11 protein-coding genes and 2 tRNA genes are annotated in these 15,886 nt (G+C 72.5%); 5 read left to right on the forward strand and 8 right to left on the reverse strand.

What is annotated here, in order from left to right:
* Positions 1–508: 508 nt before the first annotated feature.
* Positions 509–581: transfer RNA gene (locus ACZ61E_RS29465), tRNA-Arg, on the reverse strand.
* Positions 582–773: 192 nt separating this feature from the next.
* Positions 774–865: transfer RNA gene (locus tag ACZ61E_RS29470), tRNA-Ser, on the reverse strand.
* A gap of 216 nt (positions 866–1,081) precedes the next feature.
* Between ACZ61E_RS29470 and ACZ61E_RS29475 the strand changes: the two genes are divergently transcribed.
* Positions 1,082–1,564 (forward strand): SSI family serine proteinase inhibitor, encoded by a 483-nt coding sequence (locus tag ACZ61E_RS29475; RefSeq protein ID WP_469703116.1) that lies wholly within the window; start codon positions 1,082–1,084, stop codon positions 1,562–1,564.
* 168 nt (positions 1,565–1,732) lie between these two features.
* Entirely contained in the window at positions 1,733–5,803 is a 4,071-nt protein-coding gene (locus ACZ61E_RS29480) for a hybrid sensor histidine kinase/response regulator (RefSeq protein WP_469703118.1), read from the forward strand.
* Positions 5,804–5,860: 57 nt separating this feature from the next.
* On the opposite strand, the gene ACZ61E_RS29485 is transcribed toward ACZ61E_RS29480, so the two are convergent.
* The 3 genes from ACZ61E_RS29485 to ACZ61E_RS29495 all read right to left on the reverse strand — a co-directional run bounded on the left by ACZ61E_RS29485 (position 5,861) and on the right by ACZ61E_RS29495 (position 9,034).
* Positions 5,861–7,525 (reverse strand): long-chain fatty acid--CoA ligase, encoded by a 1,665-nt coding sequence (locus ACZ61E_RS29485; protein WP_469703119.1) that lies wholly within the window; start codon positions 7,523–7,525, stop codon positions 5,861–5,863.
* Between the two features lie 126 nt (positions 7,526–7,651).
* Positions 7,652–8,254, reverse strand: coding sequence for a SigE family RNA polymerase sigma factor (locus ACZ61E_RS29490; protein WP_469703120.1), 603 nt, complete (start codon positions 8,252–8,254; stop codon positions 7,652–7,654).
* A gap of 474 nt (positions 8,255–8,728) precedes the next feature.
* Positions 8,729–9,034, reverse strand: a complete 306-nt coding sequence (locus ACZ61E_RS29495) for a hypothetical protein (protein ID WP_469703122.1) — start codon at positions 9,032–9,034, stop codon at positions 8,729–8,731.
* Between the two features lie 330 nt (positions 9,035–9,364).
* On the opposite strand from ACZ61E_RS29495, the gene ACZ61E_RS29500 reads away from it, so the two are divergent.
* Positions 9,365–10,312, forward strand: a complete 948-nt coding sequence (locus ACZ61E_RS29500; protein WP_469703124.1) for a bifunctional DNA primase/polymerase — start codon at positions 9,365–9,367, stop codon at positions 10,310–10,312.
* Positions 10,313–10,438: 126 nt separating this feature from the next.
* Here ACZ61E_RS29500 and ACZ61E_RS29505 read toward each other — a convergent pair whose 3' ends face one another.
* The gene (locus ACZ61E_RS29505; RefSeq protein ID WP_469703126.1) at positions 10,439–11,365 is read right to left on the reverse strand and encodes a COG1361 family protein; all 927 of its coding nucleotides are present in this window, start codon (positions 11,363–11,365) and stop codon (positions 10,439–10,441) included.
* Positions 11,366–11,575: 210 nt separating this feature from the next.
* The gene (locus tag ACZ61E_RS29510) at positions 11,576–12,031 is read right to left on the reverse strand and encodes a lamin tail domain-containing protein (RefSeq protein WP_469703128.1); all 456 of its coding nucleotides are present in this window, start codon (positions 12,029–12,031) and stop codon (positions 11,576–11,578) included.
* Between the two features lie 223 nt (positions 12,032–12,254).
* Between ACZ61E_RS29510 and ACZ61E_RS29515 the strand changes: the two genes are divergently transcribed.
* Positions 12,255–12,965 carry a response regulator transcription factor gene (locus ACZ61E_RS29515; RefSeq protein WP_469703130.1) on the forward strand — a complete coding sequence of 237 codons (711 nt, stop codon included), beginning with the start codon at positions 12,255–12,257 and terminating at the stop codon, positions 12,963–12,965.
* Positions 12,962–14,440 (forward strand): sensor histidine kinase, encoded by a 1,479-nt coding sequence (locus tag ACZ61E_RS29520; protein WP_469703131.1) that lies wholly within the window; start codon positions 12,962–12,964, stop codon positions 14,438–14,440. Before ACZ61E_RS29515 ends, ACZ61E_RS29520 begins: the two co-directional genes overlap by 4 nt.
* A 199-nt stretch (positions 14,441–14,639) precedes the next feature.
* Here ACZ61E_RS29520 and ACZ61E_RS29525 read toward each other — a convergent pair whose 3' ends face one another.
* Entirely contained in the window at positions 14,640–15,884 is a 1,245-nt protein-coding gene (locus ACZ61E_RS29525; protein ID WP_469703132.1) for a DUF1501 domain-containing protein, read from the reverse strand.
* Positions 15,885–15,886: the final 2 nt, after the last annotated feature.

A 15,886-nucleotide genomic window follows, 5' to 3' on the forward strand; every position in this document is an offset into this window, starting at 1 on the left:
GTTCCCGCTGGCGACATGAGAAACATACGAACAGCCGACACCCACCGGCATGGGTCCCAAGACCCAACCCCGGGCCCAACCCGCGAACTGGGCCCGAAGCCCATCGACGTTGCCCGCCGGGCCCGTTGGGGACAGGGAGTCGGCTCCGGGATCCTTGACCGCCGCGACGTCGGATCGAGGGTCTGCGACCTGCTGGCCAGGTGGGTGCCCGGTGGCGCGATTGACCCGAGATTCTCCCCCGACGTTCTGAGGGTGATCGCAGGATCACTGGGGACGATCCTGCTGGTGGCCGCCGGCGTTCAGGGCGGTTGGCCTGCTCTAGGGCTCGGCCGGGGCGTCCACTCCCGGTACGTCCTCCATCCGATCGACAGCGACCCGGCGGTCCCCATGCCCGGCCCTCCCCATTGGGTGTCGGCCGCGGCGTCCTTCCCTGCCGACGAACGACGTTGATGTCATCCGCTCACGTCAACGGCCCCCCGGACGATGTCCGGGGGGCCGTTGACCTGTGTGCACTCGGCAGGATTCGAACCTGCAACCTTCTGATCCGTAGTCAGATGCTCTATCCGTTAAGCTACGAGTGCTTGGTGTGCTGGGCTTTTCGGGCCCGGCTGCGTTGCGAGAACAACACTACATGACCTGCGGCGTCACGTGAAATCCATTAGCCGGACCAGGTCTGAGCTGCGGAAACACGGCGAAACGGCCCTCCGGTGGACCCGTCGGCCCGGAACGGCCGAAGCCCCGGCCAGGTGGACGGGGCTTCGGTGGTTCGTGCGCGGAGGCGGAGGGATTTGAACCCTCGATCAGGGGGTTACCCCGAAACCGCATTAGCAGTGCGGCGCCATAGACCGGACTAGGCGACGCCTCCAGCACACCCGCGCGGGCGCGGATGGTGCGTGTCAGATGATGACACAGCCGAGCGCCGTGTCACCAATCGCCGCCCACGGTACTAGGCGGGAACCCCGCAGGGCAAAGCGCTTCTTCGTGTTCCGGGCCGGTGCGCAACGACTCGGGCTCACGCGCGTTAGTGATGGCGGGCGCGCACCGTCGGGCCCTCCGGAATCGTCTGTCGTCAGGAGCTCCCGTGTCGCGTCGTTCCTCCCTCACCCGCACCGCCGCCGTCGCCGCCTCGCTCGCGGCCGTGGCCGCCTTCGCGCCCACCGCCGCCGCCGGGCCGCTCGATCTCGCGTGGACCGCCCTGCCGCCGCTGTTCCAGGAGCAGCGGGCGCAGGACCGGCTCACCCTGACCGTCGTCGACACCAACATCACCCGGGCGGACGGTACGTACGAGCTGACGTGCGGCCCCACCGGCGGTACGCACCCCGAGGCGAGGTCCGCGTGCGCGCGGCTCGACGCCCTCGCCGGCGAGGGCAAGGACCCGTTCGCCCCGGTGCCCGAGGGCCAGATGTGCACCATGCAGATGGGCGGGCCCGCCACCGCCCGGGTCACCGGGACGTGGCAGGGGCGGAGCGTCGACGCGACGTTCAGCCGCAAGAACGGCTGCGAGATCTCCCGCTGGCAGAACCTCGTCCCCGTACTCCCCGTACTCCCCGCCGCCCGCGGCTGACACGGTGGGTACGGGGTCCGCACACAACCTTGGTGAGAGCTCCCCCTCATCCGCCGTCCCGTCCCGCCCCCAGCGCTTAGACTCCCTCCCGTGACAGGCTGAGACTCAGAAGGGCAAGATGGGACCGGCCGTCCGCAAGGTGCAGTGGTCCAGGGAGGAAGCGTCGTCGTGAGTGGCAGGCCATCCCGAGGCGCTGCTCGCCTCGCGGCGATACTTGACGCGCTTCCCGACGGTCTGGTGCTGGTCAACGGCAACGGGACCGTCGTCAACGCCAACGCCATCGCCCTCGAAACCTTCGAAACCCCCGGTACGGCCCTGGTCGGCCGCGGTCTGCTCGATCTCCTGCCGGAGTTCGACCCGCGGCTGATCCCCGGTTCGATGCGCCGGCCGGAGGCCAGCGACGAGCGGGGCCGTACGAAGCCGACGCGGATGATCGCGCGGCGCACGGACGGCACCGAGTTCCCCGTCGAGGTCACCAGCGCCAACCTGGAGGACGGCCAGCAGGCGTACGACCTGCACAACTACACCGGTGACGAGCTTCTGATGCTCGTCGTCCGCGACCTCTCGGGGACCGTCGACACCGAGGCGGAGCTGGCGCGTTCGCAGCGGCAGACCGAGATGATCCTGCGGGCCGCCGCCGAGGGCGTGGTCGGTACGGACACCGACGGCCGCGTCGTGCTCGTCAACCCCGCCGCCGCGCAGATCCTCGGCTTCCGGGCCAGTGATCTGGGCGGCCAGGAGCTGCACCCGCTGATCCTGCACTCGCGCGGGGACGGTGAGCCGTTCCCGTACGAGGAGTCGCCGCTCGCCGACACGCTCAAGTCCGGCCGCAAGCACCGGGTGCGCGGGCAGGTGCTGTGGGCGAAGAACGGCAAGCAGGTGCCCGTCGACCTGACCACCGCGCCCGTACGGGACGGGGAGCAGCTCGTCGGCGCGGTGATGACGTTCACCGACCGGCGTCCGTACGAGGAACTGGTCGAGGCGCACACCACCGAGGCCACCGAGACCGCCGAGCGGCACGCGGCGGAGCTGGCGGAGGCGGCCGAGCGCCACGCGGCGGAGCTCGCCGCCGCCGTCGAGCGGCACACCGCCGAACTGGCGGACCGCAGCGACCGGTACGCCGCCGAGATCGAGGAGTTGGCGGAGCGCTACGACGACACGGCCCGCCGTCACCACCAGCTGGCGGCCGTCCTGGGCGGCGCGCTGCGGGGGCCGTTGGAGGAGTTGCGCGGTGAGCTGTCGACGCTCGCCGCCGACCCGGCGGGGCAGCTGTGGCCCGAGGCGAACCAGATGCTGCACCACCTGTCGGCCGGGTACGCCCGGATGACGACGCTGGTGGACAACGTCCTCGGCTACCAGCGGCTGGACGAGGGCCTGGACCAGCTGAGCAAGGTGAACGTGCTGCTCGACGCGGTCGTGGCGGCCGGTGTCGAGGGCGCGGTCGAGCTGATCGGACCCGGCCGGGCGCAGTTCGCCGTGCACGCGCCGCCGATCGAGGCGGAGGTCGATCCGGTACGGCTGGCGACGGCGCTCGCGCATCTCACGGCGGACGTGGCGGGCGTGGACTCGACCGGGCGGACGCGGGCGGTGCCGGGCGGCGGTTACGTCGACTCGACGATCGTGGTGGCGGCGGCGCAGCGCGGTGATGTCGTACGGATCGAGGTGCGCGGGCCGTTCGCCGGGGGCGATCCGGTGCACGAGCCGATCGTGCGCGGGATCGTGCGGGCGCACGGTGGTGTGCTCCAGACGCACGAGATGCCGGGCATGGGCGGCAGCGCGTATGTGCTGGAGGTGCCGCTGGGGGAGGGGTCGGGCACGTTCCAGCCGCCCGCCCCCGTCACCGAGGGCAGTCAGGGCGGGGCCCCGGAGGGCGCGGCCCCGGATGGCGGGTCGACCGGGGGCTCCGGCCGGCCGGGCGGCGGGCGGCGGCGGGCGCGCCGGGCGTCCACGGACGCGTTCCTCGGGGCGGCGGGCGAGGAGCCCGGCGAGCCCACGGGGCGGCGCAGGGCTCGTCATACGGAATCGGCTCCCGGTCCGGAGTCGGGGGCGGACTCGGGCACGGAGCGGCAGCCGGCGGCGGGGCAGAGTCCCCAGGAACTCATCCCGGCCCAGGATTCGGGCGGGAGCACCGGCGGTACGGGCCGCAGGCGCGGCCGGCCGAGCCCGGCGGAGAACGCGACCGGGCCCGGAACCGGCGCCGAACCGGCGGTGTCGGCCCCTCCCTCGCCGGCTTCGCCGGCGTCCCCTGCGTCCTCGGCCTCCGAGGGAGCGGTCGTGACGGCCGCCGAGGGAGCGCACCCGACCGGGCGCGCGGCCCTCGGGCAGGCGGTGCCGCCGCAGGGCGTACCGCACGGAGCGCAGAACGGCGCGCGGCAGGAGGCCGCGGCGGCGGGTACGGGGCGCCGTGCCCGGCGTGACGGCCAGCACGCCCTGCCGGCCCTGCCCGCCGGCCCGTCGCCCGTACCGCAGCAGGCCCAACAGCACGCGCCCCAGCAGGCACCGCAGCAAGCCCAGCCACCGGCCGCATCCGCGACACCGGCTCAGCCGCCGGCCATCCGTCGGCCCCGGCGTGCGCTGGCGCCCGCGCAGCAGCGCCCGGCGCCGGTATCCGCGCCCGCAGCCGACGCGGCGGCGCCCCGCGCGCAGTTCGCGCTCCCGCCCGCCGACGCGGACCGCGTGCCGGCCCCCGGTGCCCAGGGCGCGCCCGACGCGTCCGTGCCGGGACGGCACGACACCGCCCGGTCGGACCCCCGCGCGGACCACACACCGCTGAAGCCGCACCCGGTCGCCGCCACGAACGACCCGCGTGAGGCACTCGCGGCGGCCGAGACCGAGCCCCCGCCCGCGGACCCCAACAGCTGGTCGCCCTCGATGCCCACCGCCTCGGGCGCCGGCGTGATGCCGGGCGCGCCCGGCCGGCAGCCGTCGTGGCCCGTCGCCGGAGCGGTACCGGCGTCGGCCCAGGCCGCCGAGCACGCCCACGCGCACGACGACGCCGACAGCGCGGCCACGGGCGCGGGTCCGGCGAGCGGCAACGACAAGGGCGACAGCGACGGCAAGGGCAGTGCCCGCCAAGACCCGCGCGCCGCACAGCCGTTGCCCCCCGCGCAGCCCCTCCCCGAGGAGGAGCCGGTGTCGGCGGACTCCACACAGGGACGGGCGTTCAGCGTCCGTACGCTCGGCCAGGGCGTGCCCTTCTCGCAGCAGATCAGCAAGCAGCAGAACCAGACCCTCGGCTCGGGCCGCCGCCGCAGGCTGTCCGCCCCGCAGGAACCCGAGGACCCCCGCACCGGAACCGCGCCCGCCCCCGGCTCCGCGCCTCAGGCCCCGCACCCCTCCGGCCCCTCCCACGGCGGCCAGGGCGGTTCCCTCGGCCACGGCCCCCACTCCGAGGGGCGCGCCTACGCCATAGGGGCCCCGGACGAGGGCGCGGAAGGTCCCCAGCCGCTGGACGGCCCCGGCGGCGCGGTCGAGGTCGCGAACCGCCCGCAGCCCCGCCCCGTCGACGACGAACTGCCGCCCGAGCCGCTGGACAACCCGCGCCGGCTGCTGGTCTGGCCCGCCCCCGACGTCTCCACGCAGCAGGCGCTGAGCGACCGCGGCTACCGCCCGGTGATCGTGCACTCCCGTGAGGAGGTCGACGCGCAGATCGCCGCCTTCCCCGCGGCGCTCTTCGTCGACCCGCTGACCGGTCCGATCACCCGGACCGCGCTCCAGTCGCTGCGCCAGGCCGCCGTCGCGGCCGAGGTCCCGGTGCTCGTGACGGCCGGGCTCGGGCAGGCGACGCGCGAGGCGGCGTACGGGGCCGACCCGGCCGTACTGCTCAAGGCCCTGGCGCCGCGCGACAGCGAACAGCACCCGTCGCGCGTGCTGCTGATCGAGGAGAGCGAGGAGATCGCGCTCGCGCTGACGGCGACGCTGGAACGCCGCGGTATGCAGGTGGCACGCGCGGGCACGGACAGCGAGGCGGTCACGCTCGCGGGTCAGATGCGCCCGAACCTGGTGGTCATGGACCTGATGCAGGTACGGCGCAGGCGCGCGGGCATCATCGACTGGCTGCGCGCGAACGGCCAGTTGAACCGTACGCCGCTGGTCGTCTACACCTCGACGAGCATCGACCGCGCCGAACTGCCGCAGCTCTCCGCCGGGGAGACCGTGCTCTTCCTCGCCGAGCGGTCCACGAGTGAGGACGTGCAGTCGCGGATCGTGGAACTGCTGGCGAAGATCGGCACCAACTGACCCTCAAGCAGGTTCGCCCCAGGGTCAGTCGGTGCGACGGCGGGGAAAGGACACCCCTCAGAGACGGGTGACGTCCAGCTCACCGTCCGCGTACCGCTTGCGGATCACCTTCTTGTCGAACTTTCCGACGCTCGTCTTCGGCACCGAGTCCACGACCGACCACCTCTCCGGGAGCTGCCACTTGGCGATCCTCTCGGCGAGGAAGCTCTTGAGCGACTCGTAGTCGGCGCTCGCGCCGTCCTTCAACACGACTGTCGCGAGCGGGCGTTCGCCCCACCGGTCGTCGGGCACGGCGACGACCGCCGCCTCCGCGACGTCCGGATGGCCCATGAGCGCGTTCTCCAGTTCCACACTGGAGATCCACTCGCCGCCGGACTTGATGACGTCCTTCGCGCGGTCGGTGAGGGTGAGATAGCCGTCGGGGCTGATGACGCCGACGTCGCCCGTCTTGAGCCAGCCGTCCTCGCTGAACTTGTCCTCGGGCCTGAGCGGTTCGGCGTCCACGCCGCCGTAGTACGCGGCGGCGATCCAGGCGCCCCGCACCTCCAGCTCGCCGGCCGACTCGTTGTCCCAGGGCAGGGTGTCGCCTCCGGGACCGGTCAGCCGCGCCTCGACGCCGACGGGGAACCGGCCCTGTGTGACGCGGTAGGGCCACTCCTCCTCGGCGGTGAGACCGGCGGGCGGGTTGGACGTCGTGCCGAGCGGCGAGGTCTCCGTCATGCCCCAGGCGTGGCAGAGCCGGACGCCGAGCTTGTCGTACGCCTCCATCAGCGCGGGCGGACAGGCGGAGCCGCCGATCGTGACACGGACCATGGAGCTCAGATCTCGCGGCCTGGCGGTGACCTCGGCGAGGAGTCCCTGCCAGATCGTCGGCACGGCGGCGGCGTGCGAGGGCTTCTCGCGCTCGATCATGTCGGCCAGCGGCTCCGGCTGGAGGAAGCGGTCGGGCATCAGCATGCTGATGCCGGTCATGAAGGTGGCGTGCGGCAGACCCCAGGCGTTCACATGGAACTGCGGGACGACGACGAGGGTCGAGTCCTTGTCCGTCAGCCCCATCGACTCGGCCATGTTGACCTGCATCGAGTGCAGATAGATCGAACGGTGCGAGTAGACGACGCCCTTGGGGTCGCCGGTGGTGCCGGAGGTGTAGCACATGGCGGCGGCGGCGCGCTCGTCCAGCTCGGGCCAGTCGTACGTGGTGGGGCGCCCGGCGATGAGGTCCTCGTACTCGTGCACCCGGACACGGCCGTCGGTCGCTGCGGCGGCTTCGGCGAGCGGCCCCCGGTCACCGGGGCCGGTGACGACCACGTGCTCGACGGTCGGCAGATGGGGCAGGAGCGGCACGAGGAGCGGCAGCAGTGAGCCGTTCGCGAGGACGACGCGGTCGGCTGCGTGGTTGACGATCCAGACCAACTGCTCGGGCGGAAGCCGCAGGTTGAGGGTGTGGAGGACGGCCCCCATGGAGGGAATCGCGAAGTACGCCTCGACATGTTCGGCGTTGTTCCACATGAGGGTGGCGATCCGCTCGTCACCCGTGACACCGAGTTCGTCGCGCAGGGCGCCGGCGAGCTGTGCCGCACGCGCGCCGACCTCCGCGAAACTGCGGCGCTGCGGCTCGCTCTCCCCGGTCCAGGTGGTGACCTGTGACTTCGCGTGGATGGTCATCCCGTGGCGCAGGATGCGGGTCACTGTCAGCGGTACGTCCTGCATGGTGCTCAGCACGGCGTCCTCCCGGTGGGCGCTGGCGCTACGCGACAGAAGCGCGGCGTGTCGACAAGCTGTGCGGCGATTCTGCGCACATACCACGCGGTATGTCACTACCCGGGAGTAGAAAACACGGTCGCGAACTCAGCGGACGGGCACCAGCTCCGGATCCTCGCGGAGCTTCCCCAGCGCCCGCGACACCGCGCTCTTCACCGTGCCGACGGAGACCCCCAGCACCTCGGCGGTCTGCACCTCGCTGAGGTCCTCGTAGTAACGGAGCACCACCATCGCGCGCTGGCGGTCCGGCAGCTTCATCACCGCGCGCCACATCGCGTCGTGCAGCACGCGCTCCTCGGCGGGGTCCGGCGCCGGGAGGCCGGCCGGCTCGGGCAGTTCCTCGCAGGCGAACTCGTCGACCTTGCGCTTGCGCCACTGCGAGGTACGGGTGTTGACCAGGGCGCGGCGGACGTATCCGTCGAGGGCACGGTGGTCCTCGATCCGGTCCCAGGCGACGTACGTCTTGGTGAGAGCGGTCTGGAGAAGGTCCTCGGCGTCGCTCGGATTGGCGGTGAGCGAGCGCGCGGTACGCAGCAGCACGGGCCCCCGCGCCCGTACGTACGACGAGAAGGACTTGTAGGGCGCGTGTGACTGCGGCTGGTGCGCGGAGTGCGCGGGTGGGTGCGAGTTCGGGTGGTACGGCGAATACGAGACGGCCTTGGAGGCGCTCGTGCAGACGGGCGTGGTCATGGCTCCACGCTAGGAGCGGGCCCCTCCCGGGGGATCGGCCCCAGGTCCCGAAGCTGCGTCCGCCTCAGGGAGTAGGGGGAGTACCGGCTTCACCTACTGAAGGTGGAGGAGCGGTGGACGCTCGTCAGGGTCGGCGCCCGAGGCGGTGAGCCGGTGTGGATCTTGAGCCCCGCGTGGCGGAACGGTCCTGAGCCCTTGTGCGGACGGGCCCCGCAGGTGGGAGCCGTGCGGGCCGCGCACGCGAGGGCGGTGGTGTCGGAGCCGTACACCTTGATGAGGAGGCGGAGCGCGGCGCGGCGTGTACGACCAGGGGTGGCGACGGCGTGCGGTGACGGGGTACGGGCGCCGGACGAGCGGGCGCCGCACGGACGCACACGAGGACGGGTACATATGAGGACGGTCTGCGCGCCGACACCGGAGTACCGTCGCGCAGACCGTGGCTGACCCCTCAGCCAAGCCCCCCGTCGGGCCGTGTCACCAGAGATTGACGAAGTTCACCGCGACATTCTCGTTGGACTGGTCGATCACCGTGAAGCCGGAGCCGTTCACGTTGGCGGTGTTGTTCTGGTTGGACGCACCGGCACCCGTGGCGACCTGCTGGGTGGTCGTCGAATTACCGGAATTGTCGTCACCGACGCCGCTGCCCACGATCGTGGCCACGCTGGCGTTCGATCCGTCGTCCGCGAAGTCGTCGGCCGAGGCAGAGGTGGTGAAGAGGGCCGCGGCAAGAGGCAGGGCGGCGACGGCGGCGAAGACGCGGGCTGTACGGAAACGTGCCATGTCAGTTCCTCCAGGAACGAGATCTTCGTGAATGAGAAGTACGGCTCTTGTCCGGGCAGTTGGCCGACCGCCCCGACGTTGTGCTCGACGTCGCGGATCAAGAATTGCCCACCGAATCCCCGGCGAACCAGCCCCGAGGGGGTTATTCCCTCGCAAGCGTGAGGACAAGTCGATAAACCCCCTTCCTGACATCAACAGGCCAGTTCGTCTCGTACCGGGCCGTACGGACCACGCCACAACCCGGCTCCCGCAAGAGGCGAAGCGTTTCGGCACGCTTTCGGCCAATCTTTCCCACTCCCGTTCTTCGAACATCAGTGCGAACATGGACGCATGGCCATCACCGCCCGGCACTCGACCACCCTGGCCCTCGCTCACGCCCTCTCCGCGGCCGAGAGCGGCTTCCCCGTCATCCCGCTGTCCGCCAGCAAGCTCCCCGCGCTGCGCTCACCACACCGCAACGAGCCCGGTCCGGGCGCGACGGGCGGTGCGGGCGGTGGAGCCGTGCCGGGCGGTGCGGGCGGGCCGGGTATGTGCCGCGGTGAGTGCGGCCTGCCGGGCCACGGCGTGCACGACGCCACGACCGACCCCGCCGCCGTACGGGCGCTGTTCGCCGCCGCGCCCTGGGCGACGGGGTACGGCATCGCCTGCGGGCGGGCGCCGCACCATCTGATCGGCGTCGACCTGGACGTGACGCCGACCGGGGCGTCCGGCCCGGCCCCGGATTCGGTCGCCGCGCTCCAGCAGCTCGCCTTCCAGCACCTGTTCACGCTGCCGGAGACCGTGGTCGTACTCACCCCGAGCGGCGGCCGGCACATCTGGCTGTCGGGTCCGGCCGGGATCACCGTCCCCAACTCGGCGGGGCGCCTGGCACCCGGCATCGACGTACGGGGCGCGGGCGGCTATCTCGTCGGCCCCGGCTCCGTCACCGCCCGGGGCGCGTACCGTCTCGCCCCCGGCGCCGCCGGCCTCACCCCCGCACCCTGCCCGCGCGCCCTGCTGCGCCTGCTCACGCCCCCCGAGCGCGGGCGCCACTCGGGGCCGGGAAGCCACCGGGGCCGTCCCGCGCAGGGGCACGGCCTCGTCCAGTTCGTGCTCGCCGCGCACGCGGGTCAGCGCAACACCCGGCTGTTCTGGGCGGCCTGCCGGGCGTACGAACACGGCTTCGGCGACTCCCTCCTGGAGACGCTCGTCGACGCCGCCGTACGGACGGGCCTCACCGAACGCGAGGCGCGCGCGACGATCGCGTCGGCCTCCCGTCTGACGGCGGGACCGGCGTAGGTACGCGAGAGGGGCGGGAAGACGGGAGCGCAGGAAGGCGGGAGAGGGCACCCGGAAGGGGCGGCCACCGGCGCTGTCGCCGGCGAACGCCCCCGGGCCCCCGCCCGCCTTCCTGCGCTCCCCCGCTTACAGGACGTCGATGCTCAACGCGGCGGAGTTGTTGGCCTTGTCGGTGTCGTAGACGGGGTCGATGTCGTAGTTGGACGTGGCCTTGACCTCGCCGGACGTGTCCGCCTTCCGCCCCTTGTCGATCTTCAGGACGAAGGCGAACGCCTCGGTCTCACCGACCTCCAGGGTGTAGTCGTCCTCCTGGCAGACGTACTTCGGGTGCCCCGGCTCCGAAGGACCGGTCGGTCCGTCGATCCCGAACGGCCTGCACTCGGCGGGGACTTCGACGGCCTTGGTGCCCTCGGGCACGTTCACGAGGAGAGCGGGGTGGTCGTCGCTCTCGTTGTTCTGGATCCAGCCCGGTCCGTCGTTGCGGATCGACGGCGTGACGATGACCTGGCTGCCGGGCCTCCCCTTGGCCTTGTCCCCCGTGGCGACGAGGTCGGCCGAGTTGTCGGTGTCCAGCGCGAGGCGCCGGTGCGCCTCGTCGTAACCCTCCCCCGGGTCCTCACCGGTGCGGCTCGTGCCGTACTCGACGACCTCCATCAGCGCCTTCTTCAGCACCTTGAACCTCACCGGCACCGTGTAGCTCTCGCCCGGCGCGATACCGACGTCCAGCTCGCACACCGCCTGCCTGATCCTGTCCCCCACCGTCGAGTACGTACAGCCGTCGACGGGCTCGGTGAAGGCCAGTCCGCGGGTGAGCCGCAGCCGGAAGGTGACACCGTCCGTGGCGGCGGTGCCGTTGTTGGTGAGCGTGACGGAGTCGTCGCGGACCTCGCCGGGCCTGAGCTGATTCCCCGACAGCTCGGACACGGTCAGATCCGGCGCGACGGGCTCGTCCGCGTGGGCACCGGGGGCGAGGGCGAGCGGCAGGGCCGCGGCGGCCGCTGCCGCGGCCACGGTTGTCGAAGTCAGGCGCGAGAGGCGTTTGTGCTGACGCACGGTGGGTCTCCTCGAACGTACGGAAGCGGGACGACTTGTCCCACTGGTCACCTGCTAGACACCGGAATTCCAGAGCTGGTTGTGCGTCGGGATGTGGAGGATCGATGACCGGGGCATGGATCGGGGCATGGACCGGGGCCTTATACCCCGGGCGGCCGGCGCCGGCGCCCGCCCTCTCGTCGAGTGGGTGAGCACCGGCGCCGCCCCGGATCAGCAGACCTTGTGGTCGACCCGTGTCGAGTTGTACGAGCAGGTGTCCACCACGGCCCCCGTGGACTTCTTGAGCGTCGCCTTGTCGCGGTCGTTGTTCCAGACGTACGCGGCGCGCCCCTGGTAGCGGTTGGCCGCGGTGTTGGTGCCCCTCCCCGTACGTACGGTCACGGTCTTGCCCCGCGCGAGGGAGTAACTGCCGAACGTGTACTTGTGGTTCGACCCGTCCACCACCGACCAGCCCGTCAGACTGACCGCCCTGGTGGTGGTGTTGCGGATCTGCACGTACTCGCCGTTGAGGCTGGCGTTGGAGCGGGTGTCCGTGCCGGGGCTGTCGTAGTAGATCTTGTACAGGTGGACCGACCCGGCGGCCTGCGCCTGCGAGGGCAACAGAACCGTTCCGGCGGCCACCGCGGCGATCGCGGCGACAGTGGAGAGCGTGCGGGAGTAGCGCATGGACGTCCTTCTGATCGAGGCCGGGCACCCCCCAAAGGGCCCGGCAGGCGGCCAGAGTATGACCAAGCGTCCGTAACGGGTCGCCTTTTCGGGAACAAGGACATACCGGCCGGTAGAGTCGCCAACTCCCGTACAGTGAGGCCCATTTCGCCTTGCGCGGCCGTTCGCGGCCTGGTCGGACGCGCGGGACCCGGCCGGGCCCGGGGTGTCAGGATGCCTGTCCATGAGCACACCGAACGAATCACCGGGCGGCGGCAGCCGGCTTCTCGTCGTGGACGACGAGCCGGCCATCCTGGATGTGCTGGCTACCTCGCTGCGGTTCCTCGGGTACGAGGTGACGGAGGCGGCCACCGGCCGCGACGCGCTCGCCGCCGTACGGGAGCACGCCCCCCACCTCGTACTGCTCGATGTGATGCTGCCGGACCTGGACGGTTTCGAGGTGGTCCGGCGCCTGCGCCAGGGAGGCTCCGAGGTGCCGGTGGTCTTCCTCACCGCCCGGGAGAGCGGGGCGGACGTGGTGGACGGACTGGATCTGGGGGCCGACGACTACATCACCAAGCCCTTCCGGCTGGCGGAGGTCGCCGCCCGGGTGCGGGCCGTACTGCGCCGGGGCGAGGGCCGGACGGCTCGGACCGTGCTCAGCTGCGCCGACCTGGAGGTGGACACCGCCACCTACGAGGTACGCCGGGCGGGCCGGCGGGTGGAGCTCTCGCCCACGGAGTACCGGCTGCTGTGCCATCTGCTGGCGCATCAGGGCCGGGTGCTGACGCACGAGCAACTCCTCGAACACGTCTGGGACTTCGGCGACGGCGATCCGGGAGTGGTGAAGACGTACATCTCCTATCTGCGCCGCAAGCTGGACGCGCTGGGGCCGTCCCTGATCGAGACCCGTCGCGGCATCGGCTACACGCTGCGCGCACCGGAGAGCCGGTGAGCCCCCGCCCCGCCGCGCGGCTGGCGGTACGGCCGCGTTCTCTGCGCGGGCGGCTGCTGCTGGCGGTGCTCGTGCTCGCGGCCACGGTGCTGCTCGCCCTGGACGCGGTGGTCTACGGGGCGCTGCGCGGCTATCTCACCGACCGCACCGACATCACACTGCGCGCCGTACGCCAGCGCGTGGCACAGCAGTTGACGGAGTCCGGCCCCGGCGGGGTGCTCGGCGGCGACGTACGGCTGCTGGGGGCGTCGGAGTTCCACCTCCAGCTCCACCGGCCCGACGGGAGCGTACGGGAGCTGGCGCCCGGTCTGCGCGACCCGGCGGACGCCGCCCCGCGGGTGCCGGATCCCCTGCCGAAGCCGGGCCGGCGCGAGCCGGTCACAGTGGGTTCGGTACGGGCGGGCGGCCCGGAGTACCGGCTGCTGACCCAGCGGGTACCGGGCCGCGGCACGCTCGTCGCGGCCGTGCCGCTGGATCAACTGGAAGGCACCATGCGGCGGTTGCTGGTCGCGGAGGCCGCCGCGACGGGCGGCGCGCTGGTCCTGCTGGCCGGTGCCGGACTGTGGATCCTGCGCCGCGGTCTGCGACCGCTGGAGACGATGGCGCACGCCGCGGACACGATCGCCGCCGGACACACCGAGGGCCGGGTCGCTCCGGCGGGGGAGGACACCGAGGTGGGCCGGCTCGGTCTGGCACTCAACACGATGCTGGACAGACAGCAGGCCGCCCAGGACCGGCTGCGCCGGTTCGTCGCCGACGCCTCGCACGAACTGCGCACCCCCGTCACGGCGGTGCTCGGCTACGCCGACCTGCACCACCAGGGCGTGCTGGCCGTGCCCGAGCAGCGCGAGCGGGCGATGAACGGCATCACCACCGAGGCCCTGCGCATGCGGCGCCTCGTGAACGACCTGCTGCTGCTCGCCCGGCTGGACACCGTCCCGGACACGGTGCCGGCCGGGCGGCGCGGGCCCGTGGATCTGGCCGCCGTCGCCCGTGACGCGGTCGCCGCCGTCCGCGTCGTGGACCCCGGGAGCCCGCTGACGCTCCGGGCGGAGGAGGGGGCCGTGGTGCACGGGGACGCCGAGCAGCTGCGCCGTGTCGTGGACAACCTGCTGGCGAACGTGCGCAACCACACCCCGGCCGGGACCCCGGCGCGGATCACGGTCCGGACCGTCCGTACGTCCTCCTCCGGGGACGGCCGGAGGCCGGCCGGCCCCGCCACCGCCGTGCTGGAGGTCGCGGACGAGGGCCCGGGGATCGCGGCCGGGGCGCTGCCCCGCGTGTTCGACCGCTTCTACCGGGCCGACCCCGCGCACAGCGGCGAGGGCAGCGGACTGGGGCTGGCGATCGTCGCGGCGGTGGCCGAGGCGCACGCGGGCACCGTCGGCCTCTCCAGCGAGGCGGGCGGCGGCACACGCGTGAGCGTCCACCTGCCACTGGCATCCCCGGGGCGTCAGGCCGTGTCTTCGAAGTAGCGCCGTCCGCCCGCAGGGCCGGGGCCCGCGGCGGCCGGCGCGGTGCGTCGCGAGGCGGAGGACCGGTCTCGCACCGGGCGTACCCGGCCGACTTACGACCACGCGGCGATACGCCGCGCCAGGCGTCGCGGGCCAGGCGGGACATCGAAGACACGACCCAGCGGGCGGTGCTACGGGAGGGTCGTCAGAGGAACGGTCGTCAGAGGAACGCCAGCGTCCTGTCGTGGCCGTCGAGGATCTTCGCCGGGTCGGTGTCCAGGACGTCGCGCAGCACGGTGGCGTACACGTCGCGGAAGTCCGTCGTGGTGCGCAGATCGTCGTCGGTGAGGTCGGTCAGGCTCGGCTGGTCGCCGTAGAAGCCCCCCTTGACCGGTTCGCCGATCACGAACACCGGTCCCGCGGTGCCGTGGTCGGTGCCCTGGTTGGCGTTGGCGCGGGGGCGGCGGCCGAATTCCGAGTACACGACGACCACGACCTTCCGGCCGGCCCCCGTCCTGCGGACGCGCTCCAGGAAGCGGCTCAGATCGCTGTCGAGCGCGCCCAGCAGCCGGGACTGGGTGGCCTTCTCGTTGGCATGGGTGTCGAAGCCGCCGAGGCTGACGCTGTAGGCACGGGTGGACACCCCCGCCTCGATGGCCCTGGCCACGACGTCGAGCTGGGCGCCGAGTTCGCCCTGACCGCCGGCGGAGGCTCCCTCGTTCCCCTCGTCCTCGTCGCGGGGCTCGCCGGGATCCTGGGTGTCCGGCTCCTCCGCGTTGCTGAAGGCCGAGGAGACTTCCGTGAGATCGGCCAGCGAGGTCCCGGCCCGCTTCAGCAGCGGATGGGCGCCGTCGCCGACGCGCGACAGTTCGGAGCAGGTGCGCCGCCAGGCGTCCGGCAGCTCGCGGCCGCCCAGCCGTACGGCCGCGCCGGCGGTGCTCTCCCCGGCCATCAGCGGCGGCAGGGTGGCGCCCACGGAGACCCCCTTGAGCGGGTCGCCGCCGCCGGCGTGGTCCAGCCAGCGGCCCAGCCATCCGGAGGGCACCGGCCCGGCGGGTGACGCGGTCTGCCAGATCCCCATCGAACGGAAGTGGCTGTGGTCCGGCTTCGGGTAGGACACCCCGCGTACGACCGCGAGCCTCTTCTCGTCCCAGAGGGCCTTCATGCCCTTCATCCCCGGGTTGAGGCCGAGCCCTTCGCCCAGTGCCAGGACCTCGTCCTCGTCGTAGGCGAGATCGCCACGCAGGTCCTGGTAGCGGGGATCGGCGGCCGGCACCAGGGTGTTGAGGCCGTCGTTGCCGCCGTAGAGGGTGACGAGTACGAGGGTGGCCGCGTCGGCGTCCGGTTCGCCGGAGCCGGTCGCGAGCAGTTCGTCCACACCCCACGCGGTGGCGCCGGCGGCGAGCGCGGCCCCGCCGACCACACCACTGGTGGTGAGGAACTTGCGTCGGGTCCAGGTGTCCACGT

It is taken from the genome of Streptomyces sp. NPDC104581 (assembly GCF_055583685.1).

Excerpts from the sequence above, each read along its gene's own strand:
- ACZ61E_RS29490 (WP_469703120.1), bottom strand. The coding sequence starts at position 8,254 with ATGACCACGCCCGTCTGCACGAGCGCCTCCAAGGCCGTCTCGTATTCG.
- ACZ61E_RS29495 (WP_469703122.1), bottom strand. The coding sequence starts at position 9,034 with ATGGCACGTTTCCGTACAGCCCGCGTCTTCGCCGCCGTCGCCGCCCTG.
- ACZ61E_RS29500 (WP_469703124.1), top strand. The coding sequence starts at position 9,365 with ATGGCCATCACCGCCCGGCACTCGACCACCCTGGCCCTCGCTCACGCC.
- ACZ61E_RS29510 (WP_469703128.1), bottom strand. The coding sequence starts at position 12,031 with ATGCGCTACTCCCGCACGCTCTCCACTGTCGCCGCGATCGCCGCGGTG.
- ACZ61E_RS29515 (WP_469703130.1), top strand. The coding sequence starts at position 12,255 with ATGAGCACACCGAACGAATCACCGGGCGGCGGCAGCCGGCTTCTCGTC.